This window comes from Rhodococcus sp. IEGM 1351 (assembly GCF_030056875.1).
Taxonomy (GTDB): domain Bacteria; phylum Actinomycetota; class Actinomycetes; order Mycobacteriales; family Mycobacteriaceae; genus Rhodococcus_F; species Rhodococcus_F opacus.
Window position 1 is genome coordinate 17,760 of the sequence record NZ_JASHKU010000020.1, and the last position, 16,738, is coordinate 34,497.

Sequence of the window (16,738 nt, forward strand, 5' to 3'; positions counted from 1 at the left end):
TGTGTCTTCGGCCCCGCGCATTCGGGTGTCTCTGACCCCGTGCGGGACTCAATCCGTGACGATGACCGGATCGCCGATCTTGGCGTTGTCGTAGAACCACCGTGCGTTCTCGGTGCTGAGATTGATGCAGCCGTGGCTGACGTTCTCGAAGCCCTGCGAGTTCACCGACCATGGTGCGGCATGCACGAAGATCCCGCCCCACGTGATGCGGGTGGCGTACTCGACGTAGAGGCGGTAGCCCTCCTCGTCATCGATCGGGACGCCGTACGTCGACGAATCCATGATCATGTCGCGGAACTGCTCGATGACGGGGAACGTCCCGAGCGGTGTCTCGTATCCGGGTTTGCCCATCGACGCCGGCATGGTCTGCACGACTTGATCGTTGATGCTGACCGTGAACTGGTGCGTCGTCGTGTTCGCGACGGCGACGAGTGCGTCACCGACCTGGAACTGCGTCCTCGTGCCCGCCGCCTCGACGGTCACCCGGGTGTCGGCCGGCCAGAACCGGTCCGGGGTCCACTGCACGGTGCGGTCGTCGATCCAGGAGAACTGCCCGGGCACGGGTTTCGAGGGGGTGATCTGGACACCACGCTCGGCGAGCGCGCGATCGGACACCGGTGACGCGAACCGGACGACGACAGGATGCGCGATGCCGACGACCTGCCCGCTCGCGGGGGAGAAAGTCGGCGCGACGACCTTCCCCGTCACTGTCGGGGAATGCGCCGACGCGGTGGCGCTTACTCCGCACACGGCCAGAGCCGCGAGCACCGAGACGAGAAACAGACGTCCGACCTGCTGTGCTTTCCACATGCCGTCCAGCCCTTCAGAGACTGTGAGCGTCATTTCAGTTAACCACGGCGATATCGGACAGCGGAACCAGGGAAACTGGATGCACTACGCGCATCACAGGGCGACGGACGACGCATCCGCCGTCACATCGGCTGCGTTTCGCCGGTCACACAGTTGACAGACCGCGACGGAAGGACGTGACCGATGAACGAGAACGACATGCTGGCGCAGCAGTTCGAGGCCCATCGCACACACCTGCGGGCGGTGGCCTACCGGATGCTCGGCTCGATCGGCGAGGCCGAGGACGCCGTGCAGGAATCCTGGCTGCGACTGAGCCGCACCGACGCCGGCACCGTCGAGAACCTGGGCGGCTGGCTGACGACGGTGGTGGCACGAGTGTGCCTGAACATGCTGCAGTCCCGCAGGTCACGGCGGGAAGATCCCCTGGATGCGGCAGTGCCCGACCCGATCGTGACCCGGGCGGACGGCAGTGACCCCGAACACGAGGCGGTGCTCGCCGATTCGGTCGGTCTCGCGCTGCTCGTGGTCCTCGGCACGCTCACTCCTGCGGAGCGACTGGCATTCGTGCTGCACGACATGTTCGCGGTGCCCTTCGAGGACATCGCCCCGATCGTGGAGCGAACCCCGGCGGCCGCCCGGCAACTGGCCAGCCGCGCACGCCGGCGTCTGCAGGGAGCCCCCGTTCCCGACACCGATCCGGTCCGCCAGCGTGCGGTCGTCGACGCGTTCCTGGCGGCCGCGAGGAGCGGCGACTTCGACGCGCTCGTGGCCGTGCTCGATCCGGATGTCGTGCTCCGCGCCGATACCGGAGCGTTGCCGGCGGGAGCCTCCACGATGGTGCGCGGCTCGGAGACGGTCGCGGGCCGGGTCCTCGGGTTCGCCCGGCTGGCTCGATTCGCGCATCCGGCGCTCGTCAACGGTGCCGCAGGAGTGGTCGCGATCTCCGACGGGCAGCTGCTGTCGGTCATGGGCGTCACGATCCGGCGCGGCAAGATCGTCGAGATCGACATCCTCGCCGACCGCGAGCGCCTCGCCGGGCTCGTCGTCGAGAACCTCGACTGACGAGCCCACCGGGGTCAGTTCGTGCGGTGCTCGACGTCTCCGTGTGCGTTGCCGGTGCGCAGGCCGATCAGGGCCGCGGCGACGAGGAAGATGCTGCCGGTCAGCAGCGCTCGCTGGAAGCCGAGGGTGAGTGCCTCGGGCACAGGCGAATTCGCTGCGAGCAGATGCTGTGAATGTGACGTGGCGATCGCGGCGAAGATCGCGAGACCGAGTGCGCTGCCGACTTGCTGTGAGGCGTTCAGCAACGCTGCCGCGAGCCCTGCCTCGCCGGCAGGCACACCGGCGTTGGCTGCGGTCGTGACGCCGACGAAGACGGCGCCGAGACCGAACGACACGATCATCAGCCCGGGCAGTAGATCGCTGAGATAGGAGCCGTCGACGGGGATCCGGGACAGGAGGTAGAGGCCGGCGGAGGCCACCAGCGCTCCCGCGACGACGACGGGACGGGTTCCGGTCCGGGTGAGCACCTGGGAGGAAATCCCGGCGGCGACACCGACACCCAGGCAGAGCGGGAGGTAGGCCGCACCGGTCTGGATGGGGGAGTAGCCGAGAACGTTCTGCATGTAGAGAGTCAGGAAGAAGAACATCGCGATGAGACCCGCAAAGGCGATCAGCCCCGTGACATTCGCGGCGGCCAGACCTTTGACGCGGAAGATCGACAGCGGCAGCAGGGGGTGCGGGCTGCGCTGCTCGTTGATCACGAACGCCACGATCAGCACGAAGGCACCGACGAACCCGGCGATCGTGCGGGCGGTGCCCCATCCCTGGTCGGGTGCCGTCACCAGGGCGTAGACGAGCAACAGCATCCCGCCGGTGCCGAGCACACTGCCCGCGACGTCGAAGTCCGCGAACCGGGCGCGGCGCCGGTCGCCGGGAATGAGCGCGAAGACCGCCGGAAGCACGAGCGCGCACGCGACAGGGTTGACGAACAGCACCCATCGCCAGCCCGGCCCCTCGGTGAGCACGCCGCCGAGAAAAACACCGACGGCGGAAGCGAGACCACCCACTCCGGCCCAGACGCCGAGCGCGGTATGCCGTTCGGGGCCCTCCTCGAATGTCGTCGTCAGAATCGACAGCGCAGCCGGAAGCATCAGTGCCGCACCGACACCCTGGGCGAGTCGCGCCCCGATCAGGACTTCCGCGCTCCCGGCGAACCCGCCGATCAACGACGACAGCCCGATCACGACGGTGCCGGTGACGAGCACACGACGGCGACCGAGCAGGTCGGCCAGGCGGCCGCCGAGCAGCATGAATCCGCCGTAGGTGAGGAGGTACGCGCTCGGGACCCATTGCAGTTCCTGAACCGAGATGTCCAGGTCGCTGCGCATGTCGGGCAGGGCGATGTTGACGATGGATGCGTCGACGAAGTCGAGAAATGCCACGGCGCACAACAGCGTCAGCGTGAGTGTGCCGCGAGCGGTGGAGAGAAACGGGCGTGCCGGGGTCGATCGCCCGACCCGGGAGGTGTCGCTGACCGGGATGTTCATGTCCAAGCCTTCCTGTGCTCAGGGTCCGTGTGGGAAGACGCCGCGTTGCGCGCCGTCACTTCTATGACCGTCAGCCCGGCGGCGATGTGACCGCGCCGCGACTGCGTCGCGAGTACTGTCGGAACCCGGCAGATCACGGAAACGGGAGGCTGGCATGGCTGGACGGTTCGAAGGCACTGTTGTGATCAACCGCTCCGTCGAGGAAGTGTTCGAGTACCTCGCTGCCGGGGTCAACGACCGGGACTTCAGTCCCCGGGTGCAGGAGATCGTGAAGAAGACGGACGGTCCGCCGGGTGTCGGCACCATCTTCGTCAGCACCGTCAAGGACGCCGGGATGACCACGAAGCGGGAGTTCGAGATCACCGAATTCGAGGTGCCACGGAAGATTCGCTGGGCGGAGCGTTCGAAGAATTCCATCACCGCGAAAGAGGGTGGTTACGACCTCGAACCCTCGGGCGCAGGCACCAAGGTGACGATCTTCAACGTGCTGGAGGGTCACGGAATCGGAAAGCTGATCGCACCTCTCGCCCTTCGAGCGGCCCGGAAGGACGCACCCGCTTTCGCACAGCGGATCAAGGCCGCCGCGGAAAGGTGACCTGCCCTACCGTGCCGGAATGACGAGCGCCAGTACCTGATCGACGTTGTCCGCGAGGCTGTCCGCCGCGGTGTCGTCGCCCGACAGATGCCGTCCGAGGCTCTGCTGGAACAGTCCGTCGAAGACCGCGTACATGGTGGCCGGGGCGATGGTGATCGTGCGCCCCGCCAATTCCGCGTACCGGGACACGATGCGCCAGATCATGTCTTCGAGACTCTTGTCGATCGCCGCGACGTCTGCGCGGAACGACTCCTCGAACAGCGACTGCGAGCGCAGGTCGTACCAGAGGCGATGCATGGTGGCCTCGTCGCGGAGCGAATCCACCAGCACCCGGCCGAATCCTGCCTTCAACTCCTCGGGAGTGTGCGCTGTGGCGACCACGCCGTCGTATCGCGTGACGCACCGGGCCTTGTAGTGCCGCACGCAGTGCGTGATCAGATCGACCTTGTCGCTGAAGTAGTAGTGCAGGACGCCGTGGGAGAACTCGGAGTTCTGGGCGATCTCCCGGAGGCTGGTGCGGGCGTAGCCGAGTTCCGAGAGCGTCTGCAACGCGGCCTCGGCGAGCTGATCCCGGCGCTCGGCGAATTTGTCGACCTGGCGGCGCGAGACCCGATCGGCGTTCTTCTCGGCGACGGGTGTCACGGCTTCTTCCTGTTCGGCTCACATGGTCCAGCACGGTGTGCATCAGTCTAGCCCGCGTTCCTTGACGACTGTGTAACAAAAACTTGACAGTCGTCAAGAGAATTCTTGACAGTCGTCCAAACTCGAATACTCTGTGATCCACACCACATTGCGGACTCGATCTCGTGACGTGGTTTCCGCGAATCGTCTCGTACGAAGGCAGGTCGGAATGAGCGTGAGTGATCTTGCAGGACGGAAAGCGCTGGTCACCGGTGGTGCGAAGGGGTTGGGCGCCGGTATGGCTGCCGCCCTCGCCGACGCCGGTGCGGCGGTCGTGATCGGCGACGTCCTCGAGGAGGAAGGTCGCGCGACTGCCGACTCCGTCGGGAAGTCCGGTGCCGCCACCGGATTCGTGAAACTCGACGTCACCGACGACGGCAACTGGGAGCGTGCCGTCGCTGCGACCGTGGAGCAACTCGGCGGATTCGACCTCCTCGTCAACAACGCGGGCATCGAGATCTCGTCCCTCGTGGTCGACATCGACCCCGCCGACATTCGCCGGATGTGCGACGTCAACATTCTCGGTGTCGCACTCGGCCTGAAACACGGTCTGCGCGCCATGCGTCCCGGAGGCGCGGCGGGAGCGGGCGGGGCGATCGTCAACGTCTCCTCGGTGGCCGCGACGATCCCGTTCCCGGGCATCGCCGGGTACTCCGCCACCAAGTCGGCCGTCGACCGGCTGACCAGGGTCGCGGCCCAGGAGGCCGGCAAGCTGGGGTACGGCGTCCGCGTGAACTGCGTGTACCCCGGGCTGGTCGCCACGGAGATGGGACTCGGGCTGGCTGCCGACATGGAGAGGCTCGGGCTGTGGCCCAGCGCCGACGCCGCGGTCGCCGACGTGATCGGCCTGACTCCGCTCGGGCGGCTCGGCGAGGTCGCGGACATCGCCGACACCGTCGTCTTCCTGGCCTCCGACGCCGCTCGCTTCGTCACCGGGATCGGCCTGCCGGTCGACGGTGGCATGGGCATGTAACCGATCTCCCCGGACTTTTCTCCCATTCTGAAAGGCGCGTCATGACCGACAAGAAGCCCGTCATCGTCTACGGAGTCTCCGGTTACACCGGGCGGCTCGTGTGTGAATACCTGCGCGAGTTCAACATTCCGTTCATCGCTGCGGGACGGGACAAGAAGCGGATCCAGGAAGTGCTCGACCGCATTCCCGGGCTGGACACCGTCGACCACGAGGTGGTCGAGGTGGAGCACACCGTCCCGGCGCTGACCGAACTGTTCAGCGGTGCACGGGTTGTCAGCAACATGGTCGGCCCGTTCATCAAGCACGGTGCCGTCGTCGTCGAGGCGGCTCTTGCCGCGGGTTGTCACTACACCGACACGACCGGTGAGCAGGACTGGGTTCTGGACGTGCAGGCGAAGTTCGGCGACAAGTTCGCGGAGAAGGAGCTGCTGCTGTCTCCGGGCGTCGCGCAGATGTACACCACGGGTGAGATCGCCGCGAACATCGCGCTGGAAACGCCGGGGTTGGACACTCTCGACATCCTGGTGTTGTGGAAGGGTTTTCCCACCTACGCGTCCACGCAGACGATCTTCACGATCCTCAAGGCCGACTGGTACTACCTGGAACAGAACCGATACCAGAAGTGGGACCCTGGTACCACATTCGAGGTCGTGGTGCCGGGGCAGCACCAGATGGCCCTCGCGCTGCCGTGGGGCGGCACCTGTCATCCCGTGTGGTTCAAGGACGATCCGCGGGTGGCGAACGTGAAGGCGGCAGGCGGCGTGTTCGACCGTTCCGTGATGGAGGGTGTCGTCGCGACGCAGAAGATGGTCGAGGAGCAGATCAAGACCCTTCCCGCGGACGAGCAGGACGCGGCGCTCGCGGAGATCGCCGGCTCCGTGCAGGCGGGAATGCCGCCGAGGGAGAACCCGCGCGTCAACACGTCGCTCGACTCCGTGTACGCGTCGGGCCCGCTGGGTCGGGCGCACTGCGTCATCCACGGAAACTGCAATTACAAGCAGACGGGGCTCCTGCAGGCGTACGCCGCGTACTCCCTGTTGCAGCAACCCCCGAAGCGAACCGGTCTCGCGTCGGCGTGCCAGGCGTTCGGGCATCGCGAACTCCTGGGAGTCCTGCGCAGCTTCGGTCTCGTGATGGAGCCGGTTCTCACCGTGCAGAGCTGACCGTCCCGGCCGCGACTTCGAGGAGGACCGCACCATGCGCTTGACCGACTACCTCGACAAGGGTGCCTCGCTCGGTCCGTCGTCGCCGTGCCTGACGATGGGCGACCGGACACTGACGTACGCCGATGTCCAGGACCTGAGCCGGCGCGTCGCGGCCGGGCTGGCACGGTCGGGGATCGGCGCGGGCGACAAGGTGGCCGTCCTGTCCGGCAACGACCCGGCCGCGTTCTCCTGCGTGTTCGGGATCAGCCGGGCGGGTGCGGTGTGGTGCCCGATCAACCCGCGGAACGAGGCGGCGGAGAATCGGGACCTGCTCGACCTCTTCGACTGTCGCTGCCTGATCTTCCAGAAGGCGTTCGCGCCCCTGGTCGATCGGATCCGGCAGCAGTTGCCGCTGCTGACGACCCTTGTGTGTCTCGACGGCGACGAGGAGTACGCCCACCCGTTCGACGACTGGCTGGGCACCGAACGTCTCGACGTCGCTCCCGTCGACGACCTCGCGCTGATCGTCGGCACCGGCGGGACGACGGGGAAGCCGAAGGGGGTGATGCTCACCGGCCGGAACATCGAGACGATGTCTGCGCTGACCCTGATGAGCTACCCGTTCGACGGCAGACCGGTCTACCTCGCCCTCGCGCCGTTGACGCACGCGGCCGGTGTCCTGTGTTTCCCGATCCTCACCCTCGGCGGGCAGGTGGTCATCATGCCCGCGCCCGACCTGGGGCAGTTCCTCGCACACATCGACCGGGACCGGGTCACCCACACCTTCCTTCCGCCGACCCTGATCTACATGCTGCTGGACCACGCAGACCTGGAGACGACGGACCTGAGTTCGCTGCAATGCTTCTGGTACGGCGCGGCGCCGATCTCGCCGACCCGGCTCGAAGAAGCGCTGACCCGCATCGGGCCGGTGATGGCCCAGCTGTTCGGGCAGAGCGAGGCGCCGATGATGATCGCGACGATGGCGCCGAAAGACCATTTCCATCCGGACGGGTCGGTCGCGACCGCCCGGCTGAGCTCCGCGGGCAGGCCCTCCCCGCTGGTCACCGTCGCGATCATGGACGGGCAGGGGACGCTGCTACCTTCCGGTGAGCGCGGCGAAGTGGTGCTGCGCAGTTCGCTCGTCATGACGGGGTACTACAAGAATCCCGTTGCGACGCAGGAGGCGTCGGCGCACGGCTGGCATCACACGGGCGACATCGGGTACCTCGGCGAGGACAACTTCCTGTACATCGTCGACCGGGCCAAGGACATGATCATCACCGGCGGATTCAACGTCTATTCCGTCGAAGTGGAACAGGCGCTCATGGCGTACCCCGGAATCCAGGACTGCGGGGTGATCGGGCTCCCCGACGAGAAATGGGGCGAACGTGTCGTCGCCGTCGTCCAGTCCCGAGCCGGAACACCGATCGAGGCCGAGGCACTCACGGCGTTCGTGAAAGCGCGCATCGGCAGCGTGAAGACCCCGAAGGACATCCTGGTCTGGCCCGATCTGCCTCGTTCCACACTGGGGAAGGTCCTCAAGAACGAGATCAGGCAGCAGCTGCTCGACTGACGGCGGGCGCGGGGTTCGAAACGCGGGGGTTCGGAGCGTGGGTTTCGCCGCGACTGGCGATACTGTCGGGTGATGGTGAATGGGCACGCACTGAGCAGGGGACGGCTCGCCGACGCGCTGGCACGCTTCGAACCACGGATCGTGGACCCGACGAATCGGCGGTCCGCGGCGGTCGTGATCGCCGTGATGAACGACGGCGCCGACGGTCAGGCCGTTCCGCTGACCATGCGCCCGAGCAAGATGCGCGCGCACCCTGGGCAGTTCGCGTTGCCCGGCGGCGGAGTGGATCCGGGGGAGACCGGTGAGGACGCCGCCCGGCGTGAGCTGCACGAGGAACTCGGCCTCGACGTGGAGCCGTCCGCGGTACTCGGCAGGCTCGACGACTACGTCACCCGCTCCGGGTACGTCATCACACCGTTCGTCGTGTGGTCGGACCAGCCGATCACGTCGCTCGTCCCCAATCGGGAGGAAGTGGCGGAAGTGTTCTCGGTGGGCGTTCCCGAGATCGACGCGGAGCCGCGCTTCGTCGAGATCCCCGAATCGTCGAAACCGGTGATCCAATGGCCGTTCCGGCGTCACCTCGTGCACGCCCCGACAGGCGCGGTCGTGTACCAGTTCCGGGAGGTCGCGCTGCACGGCAGGCACACCCGGATCGACGGTTTCGACCAGCCGGTCTTCGCCTGGCGTTAGCGAGACCACGTCGAGGGGGAGGCGACTAATCTCACGGTTCGTGACCTTCTTCGAGTCTCTCGCCCGCAAGCTCGACCGCACCGGTGTCGACCCCGTCGTCTGGCACGCCCCGCCGCCACCACCTCAGACGGGAGTGCTCGCGCCCAACGGGATGCTCGACGACGCGCATCGCTGGACCCTCCCCACCGGGGAAGGCCCGGAGGACGTTGCTGTCGATCACGACGGCCGGGTGGTCACCGGAGGCAACGACGGCCGGATCTGGCGGTTCGACAGCCGCGGACACGCCACCGAACTCGCGAACACCCACGGTCGGCCCCTCGGGGTCGAGATACTCGACGACGGCCGATTCCTGATCTGCGACGCCGAGCGCGGTGTGCTGCGAGTCGACGACACGGGACGCATCGACGTGCTCGCCGACGCCGCGGCCGGGCGTCCGCTCGTGGCGTGCAACAACTCGGCGGTCGGCCGGGACGGCATCGTGTACTTCACCGACTCCTCGGCGCACTTCACGATCGCCGACCACCGCTACGACCTTCTCGAGCACCGCGGGACCGGCCGCCTGCTGCGTCTGGACCCGCGGACGGGGGAGACCGACCTCCTGGCCGAGGGACTGCAGTTCGCCAACGGCGTGGGACTGGCCTCGGACGAATCGTTCGTCCTCGTCGCCGAGACCGGCTCGTACCAGATCTCCCGCGTCGACCTGACCGGCCCGTCGCAGGGCAGGACGTCGGTGTGGGCCGCGAATCTGCCCGGCATACCGGACAACATGACGTCCCAGACGTCTGACGGCCTGTTCTGGGTGGCGCTCTACAGTCCGCGGATGCGGTTGCTCGACCTGCTCGCGCCCTACCCCACGCTGCGCATCGTCGCGGCGAACCTGCCGGAGTCGGTGCAACCGAATCCGGAGCACACCGGCTGGGTGATCGCCCTCGATCACCGCGGCGAGATCGTGCACAGCCTGCGCGGAGGGAAGGGCAGCTATTCCCCCATCACAGGTGTGCGGGAGCACGACGGGTGGCTGTACCTGGGAAGTCTGACCTCGGACGCCGTCGCGCGCGTCCCGGCCCCACCCCGACCGGGGCTCGCGCCGGGCGAGTGACACGGTCGGACGGACGGGACGATCGACTGAACACCAACCCGGTTGTGGAAGAGTGGCGAGAGCGGTGCGACGAGCGCCCGAAGACAGGTCCGCACTCGACGCTGGGGAGATTTTGGTGAATTCGGTGGACCGGGACACTGCGCGGTCGGACCGGATCGTGACCGTCCCGAACCTCCTGAGCGTGGTTCGACTCCTCGGCGTGCCGCTGTTCGTGTACCTGCTGCTCGTCACCCATTCCGATGGGTGGGCGCTCGCGATCCTCATGATCAGCGGCTTCACCGACTGGCTCGACGGCAAGCTCGCGCGGATCCTCGACCAGTCGTCGAAGCTGGGCGCGCTGCTCGACCCCTTCGTCGATCGCCTCTACGTCGTCACGACGCTGGTGACATTCGTCCTGCGTGGATTCATCCCGTGGTGGGTGGCGGCCATCCTGATCGGCCGCGACGCCGTTCTCGCGCTCACGCTGTTGATCTACCGACGGCGCGGTCTGCCACCCCCCGACGTGATGTACCTCGGCAAAGGTGCCACGTTCCTGCTGATGTTCGCGCTGCCGATGACCCTCGCGGCGCACGGTGACTGGAGCATCGCGACCGTGGCGCAGCCGCTCGGCGCTGCGCTCCTGATCTGGGGCACGGTGCTGTACGTGTGGACCGGAATGCTCTACACCGTGAACGCGCTGACCGTCGCGCGCACCGTTCCCGTGCGAGGACCGGGCGGCGAGGAACGCGAGGGCCATTGATGAAACGGACAGATTCCGGCATTCGCAGGAATCCGGTGCCGTCCCTGCTGCGGTCTCTGATGAACGATCATCTGGACCCCGGGTACGAGGGTGCGGCCGAGGATCGTGAGCAGGGACATTCACGACAGACGCGGGTCGGTCAGCAGGTGTGGATCGCGATCGGCGCGCTGCTCGTGGGGCTCGTGCTGTCGGTCGCCTACCGGCAGGCCACCGAACGTATCCCCGGCACCGAGCAGGTGCGGTCCGAACTCCTGAGCAAAGTGCAGGACGCCGAGGATCGGGCGGGCGCCCTCGCCGCCACCCGGGACACGCTGTCGACGCAGACCGACGACGCGCGCGCCACCGCGCTGGCCGGCGACGCCCGAGGTGCGGCACTGCTCGACGAGCTTCGCGGACTCGAGGGAGATGCCGGAGTCGAGGCCGTGCACGGTCCCGGCCTGACCGTGACGTTGACGGATCCCGCGGCCAAGCCCAACCTGTCCGACTCGTCCCAGCGCAGTGTCGGGGGGAAGGCCGTGGTGCTCGACCGTGACCTCCAGTCGGTGGTCAATTCGCTGTGGGCGAGCGGCGCCGAGGCCATCGCGGTCGGCGACGTGCGGATCGGCCCGTCGGTGACGATCCGCCAGGCGGGTGGCGCGATGCTCGTGGACAATCAGCCGGTGTTCTCGCCGTACGTGGTCTCGGCAATCGGCCCGCAGGGGCCGATGCAGACCGGATTCGTGGTGAGCGACGCCTATCTCAGGATGTCCAGCGTGGCGCAGTTGTACGGCATCGGCTTCGCGGTGGCGGAGGCCGACGATCTCCACCTGCCCGCCGCCCCGGCGCGGGAAGTGCGGGCAGCCCGGGAAGTGGGAACACGATGACAACGGCGGAGTCGAATGGAGGCGTCACACGAATGAAGGCAGCACTGAAGGGCGGATCCGCGATCTACGGGGTGCTCGCCCTGATCGTGGGCATCGTGCTGGGCGTGGTGTTCAGCCCGCAAGTGCCCGACGCCGTGCAGCCCTACCTGCCCATCGCCGTCGTCGCCGCGCTCGACGCGGTGTTCGGCGGACTACGCGCGTACCTCGACGAGATCTTCGACTCGAAGGTGTTCGTCGTCTCGTTCGTGTTCAACGTCCTGGTGGCGGCCCTGATCGTGTGGCTCGGTGACCAACTCGGTGTGGGAACCCAGCTGTCCACCGCGATCGTCGTCGTGCTGGGCATCCGCATCTTCGGCAACGCGGCCGCGCTCCGGCGACGTCTGTTCGGGGCGTGATCGCGACGTGAGCGGACACGAGGGCAGACACGAACTCCACGGGAACGAACCGGCGACGTCGCAGCGATCGCACGTCGTCTTCGCCCTGCTCGCCGCGCTCCTGCTCGGCGGGCTGGGAATCGCGATCGTGACGCAGGTGAAGAACACCGGGTCCGGCGACACCCTCGACTCGGCGAGCCCCGCGGATCTGCTGGTCGTCCTGGACACGCTGAACCAACGGGAGGCGGCCCTGCGGCAGGAGATCGCATCGCTGGAACAGACCTTGGCAACGTTGCAACAGAGCGGCAGCTCCGGGGCGGCGCTCGACGAGGCGCAGGCCCGGTTGACGGCGCTGTCGATCCAGGTCGGCAGCGCACCGGCCACCGGCCCCGGGGTGACGATGCGCGTCACCGACCCCAACAAGGGGGTCGGCTCCGAGGTTCTGCTCGACCTCGTGCAGGAATTGCGTGCCGCCGGTGCCGAAGCCGTCCAGATCCAGGGGGCGGACGGCCCGCCCGTCCGGATCGGCGTCGACTCCTGGGTGTCCGGTTCGGCCGGCGGTGTGTCGGTGGACGGCCGGAAGGTGAACGCCCCCTACGGGGTGGTCGCCATCGGCGATCCGCCCACGCTCGCGGCGGCCCTGAACATTCCCGGCGGGGTGGTCGACACGGTCGCGCGCAGCGGCGGGCAGCTGACGATCGAACAATCGCAGCAGGTCACGATCTCCGCCTTGCGAGAGGCGAAACCTCGCCAATACGCTCAGCCCGGAAATTGATCTTCGCATCCGCCCGCGGATTGCCATCGAAAGGAAGCCACTGTGAGTGAGCTCGAAATCCCCGCCGATCGTCGGTACACCGCCGAACACGAGTGGGTCGAGCGGACGGGGCCCACGACGGTACGCGTCGGCATCACCGATTTCGCGCAGTCCCAGCTCGGCGACGTCGTGTTCGTCCAGCTTCCGGCGGTCGACGAGGCAGTGACGGCGGGCGAATCGTTCGGCGAGGTGGAATCCACCAAGAGCGTCTCCGACATCTTCGCCCCGCTGACGGCGAAAGTCGTTGCCGCCAATGCCGATCTGGACGGCAACCCGGAACTCGTGAACTCCGCGCCCTACGGGCAGGGGTGGCTGGTGGACCTCGGCGTCGACGACGAGGCGACCCTCGTCGCGGCACTGGCCGAAATGCTGGACGCCGCCGGCTATGCAGACATCACGGCAGGATAATTTCCCGACAACACGCGAAGCGGTAATCGGATAGTTTCGGAAGATGCCGACAGCCCGGAAAACGGGGTTGCCGGACAAAATCCGCTGTCGGAATACCGGTTCGTAATGTGCTGGCGGCCTGTCTCACTACACGCACCGGCGTGCGCAGGGTACGGTCGATGTTGAACGCATGTGCCGTGTCGGGGCGCAGGTCCGTAGTTTGAATGTGATCGTGGGAGTTTGCACAGAAGTTAATGTGCACGGGAACCGAATTATGTAGTACCGAGTGGCATTGCGTAGTCCAGCGAATCTTGCTGGATGATCGAACTAGGAGGAGAAACGGTGAGCGAGAACGGCAACGACGCGGTCTATGGGGAGACGCCGGCGGAAACCACGTCGGTCTTCCGCGCGGACTTTCTCAATGAGCTCGACAGCTCCTCGGCAACCCAGGCTCCGGAAGCCCCGGTGTCGGGTGTGGAGGGACTGCCCGCGGGCTCTGCTCTGCTCGTCGTCAAGCGTGGACCGAACGCAGGGTCGCGCTTCCTGCTCGACCAGCCGACGACGTCCGCAGGACGGCACCCCGACAGCGACATCTTCCTCGACGACGTGACCGTCAGCCGTCGTCATGCGGAGTTCCGCCAGGAGGACGACGAGTTCCAGGTGGTCGACGTCGGCAGCCTCAACGGCACCTACGTCAACCGCGAGCCGGTCGACTCGGCTGTCCTGGCGAACGGTGACGAGGTCCAGATCGGCAAGTTCCGACTGGTCTTCCTGACCGGACCCCGGACCACGGCCGGTGGCTCGCAGATCGGTGAGACGTCAGCTGGTGCGGGTAGCCAATGACCGCGGTGCGGCAGCAGCAGGCGCAATCGGGGATGTCGATCGGCACCGTGCTGGATCGACTGCGCCCCGATTTTCCTGATGTGACGATCTCGAAGATCCGATTCCTCGAAGCCGAGGGTCTCATCAGCCCCCAGCGCACACCCTCGGGGTATCGGCGTTTCTCGATCGCCGACTGTGAACGACTGCGCTACGTCCTCACTGCGCAGCGTGATCAGTATCTGCCGCTGAAGGTCATCAAGGAGCAGCTCGAGGCCATCGACAGAGGTGTGGCCACGGTCGGCGCAGGCGATTCGTCGCCGCGCCGGCCGCGCGCGCTCACCGTGGCCCCGGGCGAGGTGTCCCCGGAGGAGTTCCGCACCGACCGCGAGGTGCGGATCAGTCGCGACGACCTGATCTCCCGGGCGGGAATCGACGAGAAGTTCCTCGGCGAACTGACCCGCGGAGGGCTGGTCGTTCCCGGGCCGGCGGGGTTCTTCGACGAGGACGCGGTGACCCTTGCGCGCACCGCGAGGGCGATGTCCGAATTCGGACTCGAGGTGCGGCACCTGAGGGCGTTCAAACTGGCGGCCGACCGCGAGGCCGGGTTGGTCGCGCAGATCGCCGGACCCGTCGCCAAGGGCCGCGACGCCGGCGCACGTGATCGCGCCGAGGAGATGGTGCGCGAACTGGCGGCCCTGTCTTTGACGTTGCACACCTGCCTGGTGAAGTCGGCAGTCCGGGGTGCGCTCGATCGGTGAGCTGAGCTCGCCGACCGTCCCAACTTCCCAACGACGCTGCGCTCGAACGGCTGTACGGTCGAAGAGCAGACACGAATCGAATAGAATCCTGGTACGGCATTGTGTGCCGCGGACGGACCATTGCAGGGTGGAGGCAGACGCGATGAGCGAAATGCACGTGATCGGAGTTCGTGTCGAGCAGCCCCAAAACCAACCTGTTCTGCTGTTGCGTGAAACCGACGGCGAGCGGTACCTGCCCATCTGGATCGGCCAGACCGAGGCCACCGCGATCGCACTCGAACAGCAGGGCGTCGAGCCGGCGCGTCCGCTGACCCACGACCTGATCAAGAACCTGATCGAAGCCTTCGGCCGCACGCTGAAGGAAGTTCGCATCGTGGACCTGCGCGAGGGCACGTTCTACGCCGACCTCGTGTTCGACCAGAACACCCGCGTCTCGGCCCGCCCGTCCGACTCCATCGCCATCGCACTGCGAATCGGGGTACCGATCTTCGCCGAGGAGGCGGTACTCACGGAGGCCGGTCTGGTCATGCCCGACGAGCGCGAGGACGAGGTCGAGAAGTTCAAAGAATTCCTCGAGTCCGTGTCGCCGGACGATTTCAAGGCCACTGACGGCTAGATTGCACCTGCGGAAGAGCCTCGGGCGCGCAGTAACGGTTGAGGTTCTTCCGGCGCGTTGCGTTGACCCCGTCTCTTCGGAGTCATAGCGTTCGGTGCAGTGATTATCTGCCCTGCAGATTGTATCGGGCGTACGCTGAGTAGGTTCAGGGTACGGACTTGCTCGATGTCACTGGTGGCGCTTGCGCCGCTCGATGTGCTGCGGCTGTGCCGCGGACACTGGCGACGCGCGTCACAGGCGCACTGATCGTCGGGTTCAGTGCAACATGCGAGAGGGAGTAGTCAGTGGGAGATCGGCCGCAGGAGAATGCGCTGAATCTTGCGCCCGGCGACAACGTTGCCGAGTCCGAATTCAGCTCCGAGGAGATCCAACCGGGCCTCTTCCCGGACGATTCCGTGCCCGACGACCTCGTCGGATACCGCGTCCCCATCGCCTGCCAGATCGCGGGAATCACCTACCGCCAGCTCGATTACTGGGCTCGCACATCCCTCGTCGTGCCGTCCATTCGCGGCGCAGCAGGTTCGGGCAGCCAACGGCTGTACTCGTTCAAAGACATCCTCGTCCTCAAGATCGTCAAGCGTCTGCTCGACACCGGAATATCCTTGCAGAACATCCGAGTGGCCGTCGACCACCTCCGTAAGCGCGGAGTGCGGGACTTGGCCAAGATCACACTTTTCTCGGACGGGACCACGGTCTACGAGTGCACCTCGCCCGAAGAGGTCGTCGATCTGCTCCAGGGCGGGCAGGGCGTCTTCGGTATCGCGGTGAGCGGTGCAATGCGCGAACTGACCGGCACCATCGCCGATTTCCCGGCCGAGCGCGCGGACGGCGGCGCGAGCGAGCAGAGCCCCGAGGACGAACTGGCGTCGCGGCGCAAGAACCGCGCGAGCCGCAAGACGGGCTAGCCCGCATCCATCGGAGCGCGGCGCTGCCTGCGCCGCCCTCTGCAGCCGTGACATAGACTGGCGGTGCGTCGACGCCGTGCGGGAGAGTTCCGGGCACTGCAAACACAGAAACATCGTGTGTGCGGGAGTTCGGGCGCCGAAGGAGCAACACCTCCCCGTCAATCTCTCAGGCAGACAGGACCGTGCGGGCTCCGACGTCTCTGGAAAGCGGTGGGAGCACCCACCCGCCCACGGGGAAAGGGCCGTCTTCACACGTGAACGACGGTACCGAATCTCTCAGGCGCTCGACTCGAGCAGGCGACAGAGGGGGAGGGACGTTCCGCTACGCGGGGCGTGTCCTGATCC

The 16,738-nt window shown here is 66.8% G+C and carries 18 protein-coding genes, 1 pseudogene and 1 riboswitch; of the genes and pseudogenes, 16 read left to right on the plus strand and 3 right to left on the minus strand.

The genetic code is table 11. The features are described from left to right. Window positions 1-48: 48 nt before the first annotated feature. The gene (locus QM806_RS29060) at window positions 49-810 is read right to left on the minus strand and encodes a L,D-transpeptidase (RefSeq protein ID WP_133986723.1); all 762 of its coding nucleotides are present in this window, start codon (window positions 808-810) and stop codon (window positions 49-51) included. Window positions 811-993: 183 nt separating this feature from the next. On the opposite strand from QM806_RS29060, the gene QM806_RS29065 reads away from it, so the two are divergent. Further along, window positions 994-1,872 carry a sigma-70 family RNA polymerase sigma factor gene (locus QM806_RS29065; protein ID WP_054246662.1) on the plus strand — a complete coding sequence of 293 codons (879 nt, stop codon included), beginning with the start codon at window positions 994-996 and terminating at the stop codon, window positions 1,870-1,872. Window positions 1,873-2,138: 266 nt separating this feature from the next. On the opposite strand, the pseudogene QM806_RS29070 reads toward QM806_RS29065, so the two are convergent. Next, window positions 2,139-3,359: pseudogene (locus QM806_RS29070) on the minus strand (MFS transporter); the annotation flags it as partial. A 154-nt stretch (window positions 3,360-3,513) separates the two neighbouring features. On the opposite strand from QM806_RS29070, the gene QM806_RS29075 reads away from it, so the two are divergent. After that, on the plus strand, window positions 3,514-3,954 hold the full coding sequence (locus tag QM806_RS29075) for an SRPBCC family protein (protein ID WP_283293689.1): 441 nt from the start codon (window positions 3,514-3,516) through the stop codon (window positions 3,952-3,954). Between the two features lie 6 nt (window positions 3,955-3,960). On the opposite strand, the gene QM806_RS29080 is transcribed toward QM806_RS29075, so the two are convergent. Beyond that, on the minus strand, window positions 3,961-4,596 hold the full coding sequence (locus QM806_RS29080) for a TetR/AcrR family transcriptional regulator (protein ID WP_005562883.1): 636 nt from the start codon (window positions 4,594-4,596) through the stop codon (window positions 3,961-3,963). Window positions 4,597-4,804: 208 nt separating this feature from the next. Here QM806_RS29080 and QM806_RS29085 point away from each other — a divergent pair, with 208 nt between their 5' ends. The 14 genes from QM806_RS29085 to QM806_RS29150 all read left to right on the plus strand — a co-directional run bounded on the left by QM806_RS29085 (window position 4,805) and on the right by QM806_RS29150 (window position 16,393). After that, complete coding sequence (locus tag QM806_RS29085) at window positions 4,805-5,608, plus strand: SDR family NAD(P)-dependent oxidoreductase (RefSeq protein ID WP_005562885.1); 804 nt, start codon at window positions 4,805-4,807, stop codon at window positions 5,606-5,608. Between the two features lie 41 nt (window positions 5,609-5,649). Next, a complete protein-coding gene (locus QM806_RS29090) occupies window positions 5,650-6,771 on the plus strand; it encodes a DUF5938 domain-containing protein (protein WP_054246663.1) in 1,122 nt (373 codons plus the stop codon). A gap of 34 nt (window positions 6,772-6,805) precedes the next feature. Next, complete coding sequence (locus QM806_RS29095; protein WP_283293691.1) at window positions 6,806-8,326, plus strand: AMP-binding protein; 1,521 nt, start codon at window positions 6,806-6,808, stop codon at window positions 8,324-8,326. 72 nt (window positions 8,327-8,398) lie between these two features. Further along, complete coding sequence (locus QM806_RS29100; RefSeq protein WP_005264193.1) at window positions 8,399-9,016, plus strand: NUDIX hydrolase; 618 nt, start codon at window positions 8,399-8,401, stop codon at window positions 9,014-9,016. A gap of 40 nt (window positions 9,017-9,056) precedes the next feature. Further along, window positions 9,057-10,115 (plus strand): SMP-30/gluconolactonase/LRE family protein, encoded by a 1,059-nt coding sequence (locus QM806_RS29105; protein ID WP_054246665.1) that lies wholly within the window; start codon window positions 9,057-9,059, stop codon window positions 10,113-10,115. A gap of 115 nt (window positions 10,116-10,230) precedes the next feature. After that, entirely contained in the window at window positions 10,231-10,854 is a 624-nt protein-coding gene (locus QM806_RS29110; protein WP_005562894.1) for a CDP-alcohol phosphatidyltransferase family protein, read from the plus strand. Then, window positions 10,854-11,717 carry a DUF881 domain-containing protein gene (locus QM806_RS29115; RefSeq protein WP_005264196.1) on the plus strand — a complete coding sequence of 288 codons (864 nt, stop codon included), beginning with the start codon at window positions 10,854-10,856 and terminating at the stop codon, window positions 11,715-11,717. Before QM806_RS29110 ends, QM806_RS29115 begins: the two co-directional genes overlap by 1 nt. A 32-nt stretch (window positions 11,718-11,749) precedes the next feature. Then, entirely contained in the window at window positions 11,750-12,112 is a 363-nt protein-coding gene (locus QM806_RS29120; protein ID WP_005264197.1) for a small basic family protein, read from the plus strand. A 7-nt stretch (window positions 12,113-12,119) separates the two neighbouring features. Beyond that, the gene (locus QM806_RS29125; RefSeq protein WP_005562896.1) at window positions 12,120-12,866 is read left to right on the plus strand and encodes a DUF881 domain-containing protein; all 747 of its coding nucleotides are present in this window, start codon (window positions 12,120-12,122) and stop codon (window positions 12,864-12,866) included. A 42-nt stretch (window positions 12,867-12,908) separates the two neighbouring features. Beyond that, on the plus strand, window positions 12,909-13,313 hold the full coding sequence (gene gcvH / locus QM806_RS29130) for a glycine cleavage system protein GcvH (protein WP_283293694.1): 405 nt from the start codon (window positions 12,909-12,911) through the stop codon (window positions 13,311-13,313). A gap of 297 nt (window positions 13,314-13,610) precedes the next feature. Continuing rightward, window positions 13,611-14,135 (plus strand): oxoglutarate dehydrogenase inhibitor Odhl, encoded by a 525-nt coding sequence (odhI, locus tag QM806_RS29135; RefSeq protein ID WP_206032940.1) that lies wholly within the window; start codon window positions 13,611-13,613, stop codon window positions 14,133-14,135. Continuing rightward, complete coding sequence (ftsR, locus tag QM806_RS29140; RefSeq protein ID WP_120660727.1) at window positions 14,132-14,872, plus strand: transcriptional regulator FtsR; 741 nt, start codon at window positions 14,132-14,134, stop codon at window positions 14,870-14,872. Before odhI ends, ftsR begins: the two co-directional genes overlap by 4 nt. A 142-nt stretch (window positions 14,873-15,014) precedes the next feature. Further along, a complete protein-coding gene (locus tag QM806_RS29145; RefSeq protein ID WP_005264201.1) occupies window positions 15,015-15,488 on the plus strand; it encodes a bifunctional nuclease family protein in 474 nt (157 codons plus the stop codon). 284 nt (window positions 15,489-15,772) lie between these two features. Continuing rightward, on the plus strand, window positions 15,773-16,393 hold the full coding sequence (locus QM806_RS29150; RefSeq protein WP_005243116.1) for a MerR family transcriptional regulator: 621 nt from the start codon (window positions 15,773-15,775) through the stop codon (window positions 16,391-16,393). 69 nt (window positions 16,394-16,462) lie between these two features. After that, a riboswitch (glycine riboswitch) is annotated at window positions 16,463-16,586 on the plus strand. The last annotated feature ends 152 nt before the right edge of the window (window positions 16,587-16,738 follow it).

Bases quoted from the DNA above. Each gene is read 5' to 3' on its own strand.
- QM806_RS29065 (WP_054246662.1), top strand. From the start codon at position 994: ATGAACGAGAACGACATGCTGGCGCAGCAGTTCGAGGCCCATCGCACA.
- ftsR (WP_120660727.1), top strand. From the start codon at position 14,132: ATGACCGCGGTGCGGCAGCAGCAGGCGCAATCGGGGATGTCGATCGGC.
- QM806_RS29075 (WP_283293689.1), top strand. From the start codon at position 3,514: ATGGCTGGACGGTTCGAAGGCACTGTTGTGATCAACCGCTCCGTCGAG.
- QM806_RS29060 (WP_133986723.1), bottom strand. From the start codon at position 810: ATGTGGAAAGCACAGCAGGTCGGACGTCTGTTTCTCGTCTCGGTGCTC.
- QM806_RS29120 (WP_005264197.1), top strand. From the start codon at position 11,750: ATGAAGGCAGCACTGAAGGGCGGATCCGCGATCTACGGGGTGCTCGCC.
- odhI (WP_206032940.1), top strand. From the start codon at position 13,611: ATGATCGAACTAGGAGGAGAAACGGTGAGCGAGAACGGCAACGACGCG.
- QM806_RS29145 (WP_005264201.1), top strand. From the start codon at position 15,015: ATGAGCGAAATGCACGTGATCGGAGTTCGTGTCGAGCAGCCCCAAAAC.
- QM806_RS29090 (WP_054246663.1), top strand. From the start codon at position 5,650: ATGACCGACAAGAAGCCCGTCATCGTCTACGGAGTCTCCGGTTACACC.
- QM806_RS29115 (WP_005264196.1), top strand. From the start codon at position 10,854: ATGAAACGGACAGATTCCGGCATTCGCAGGAATCCGGTGCCGTCCCTG.
- QM806_RS29085 (WP_005562885.1), top strand. From the start codon at position 4,805: ATGAGCGTGAGTGATCTTGCAGGACGGAAAGCGCTGGTCACCGGTGGT.
- QM806_RS29095 (WP_283293691.1), top strand. From the start codon at position 6,806: ATGCGCTTGACCGACTACCTCGACAAGGGTGCCTCGCTCGGTCCGTCG.
- QM806_RS29100 (WP_005264193.1), top strand. From the start codon at position 8,399: ATGGTGAATGGGCACGCACTGAGCAGGGGACGGCTCGCCGACGCGCTG.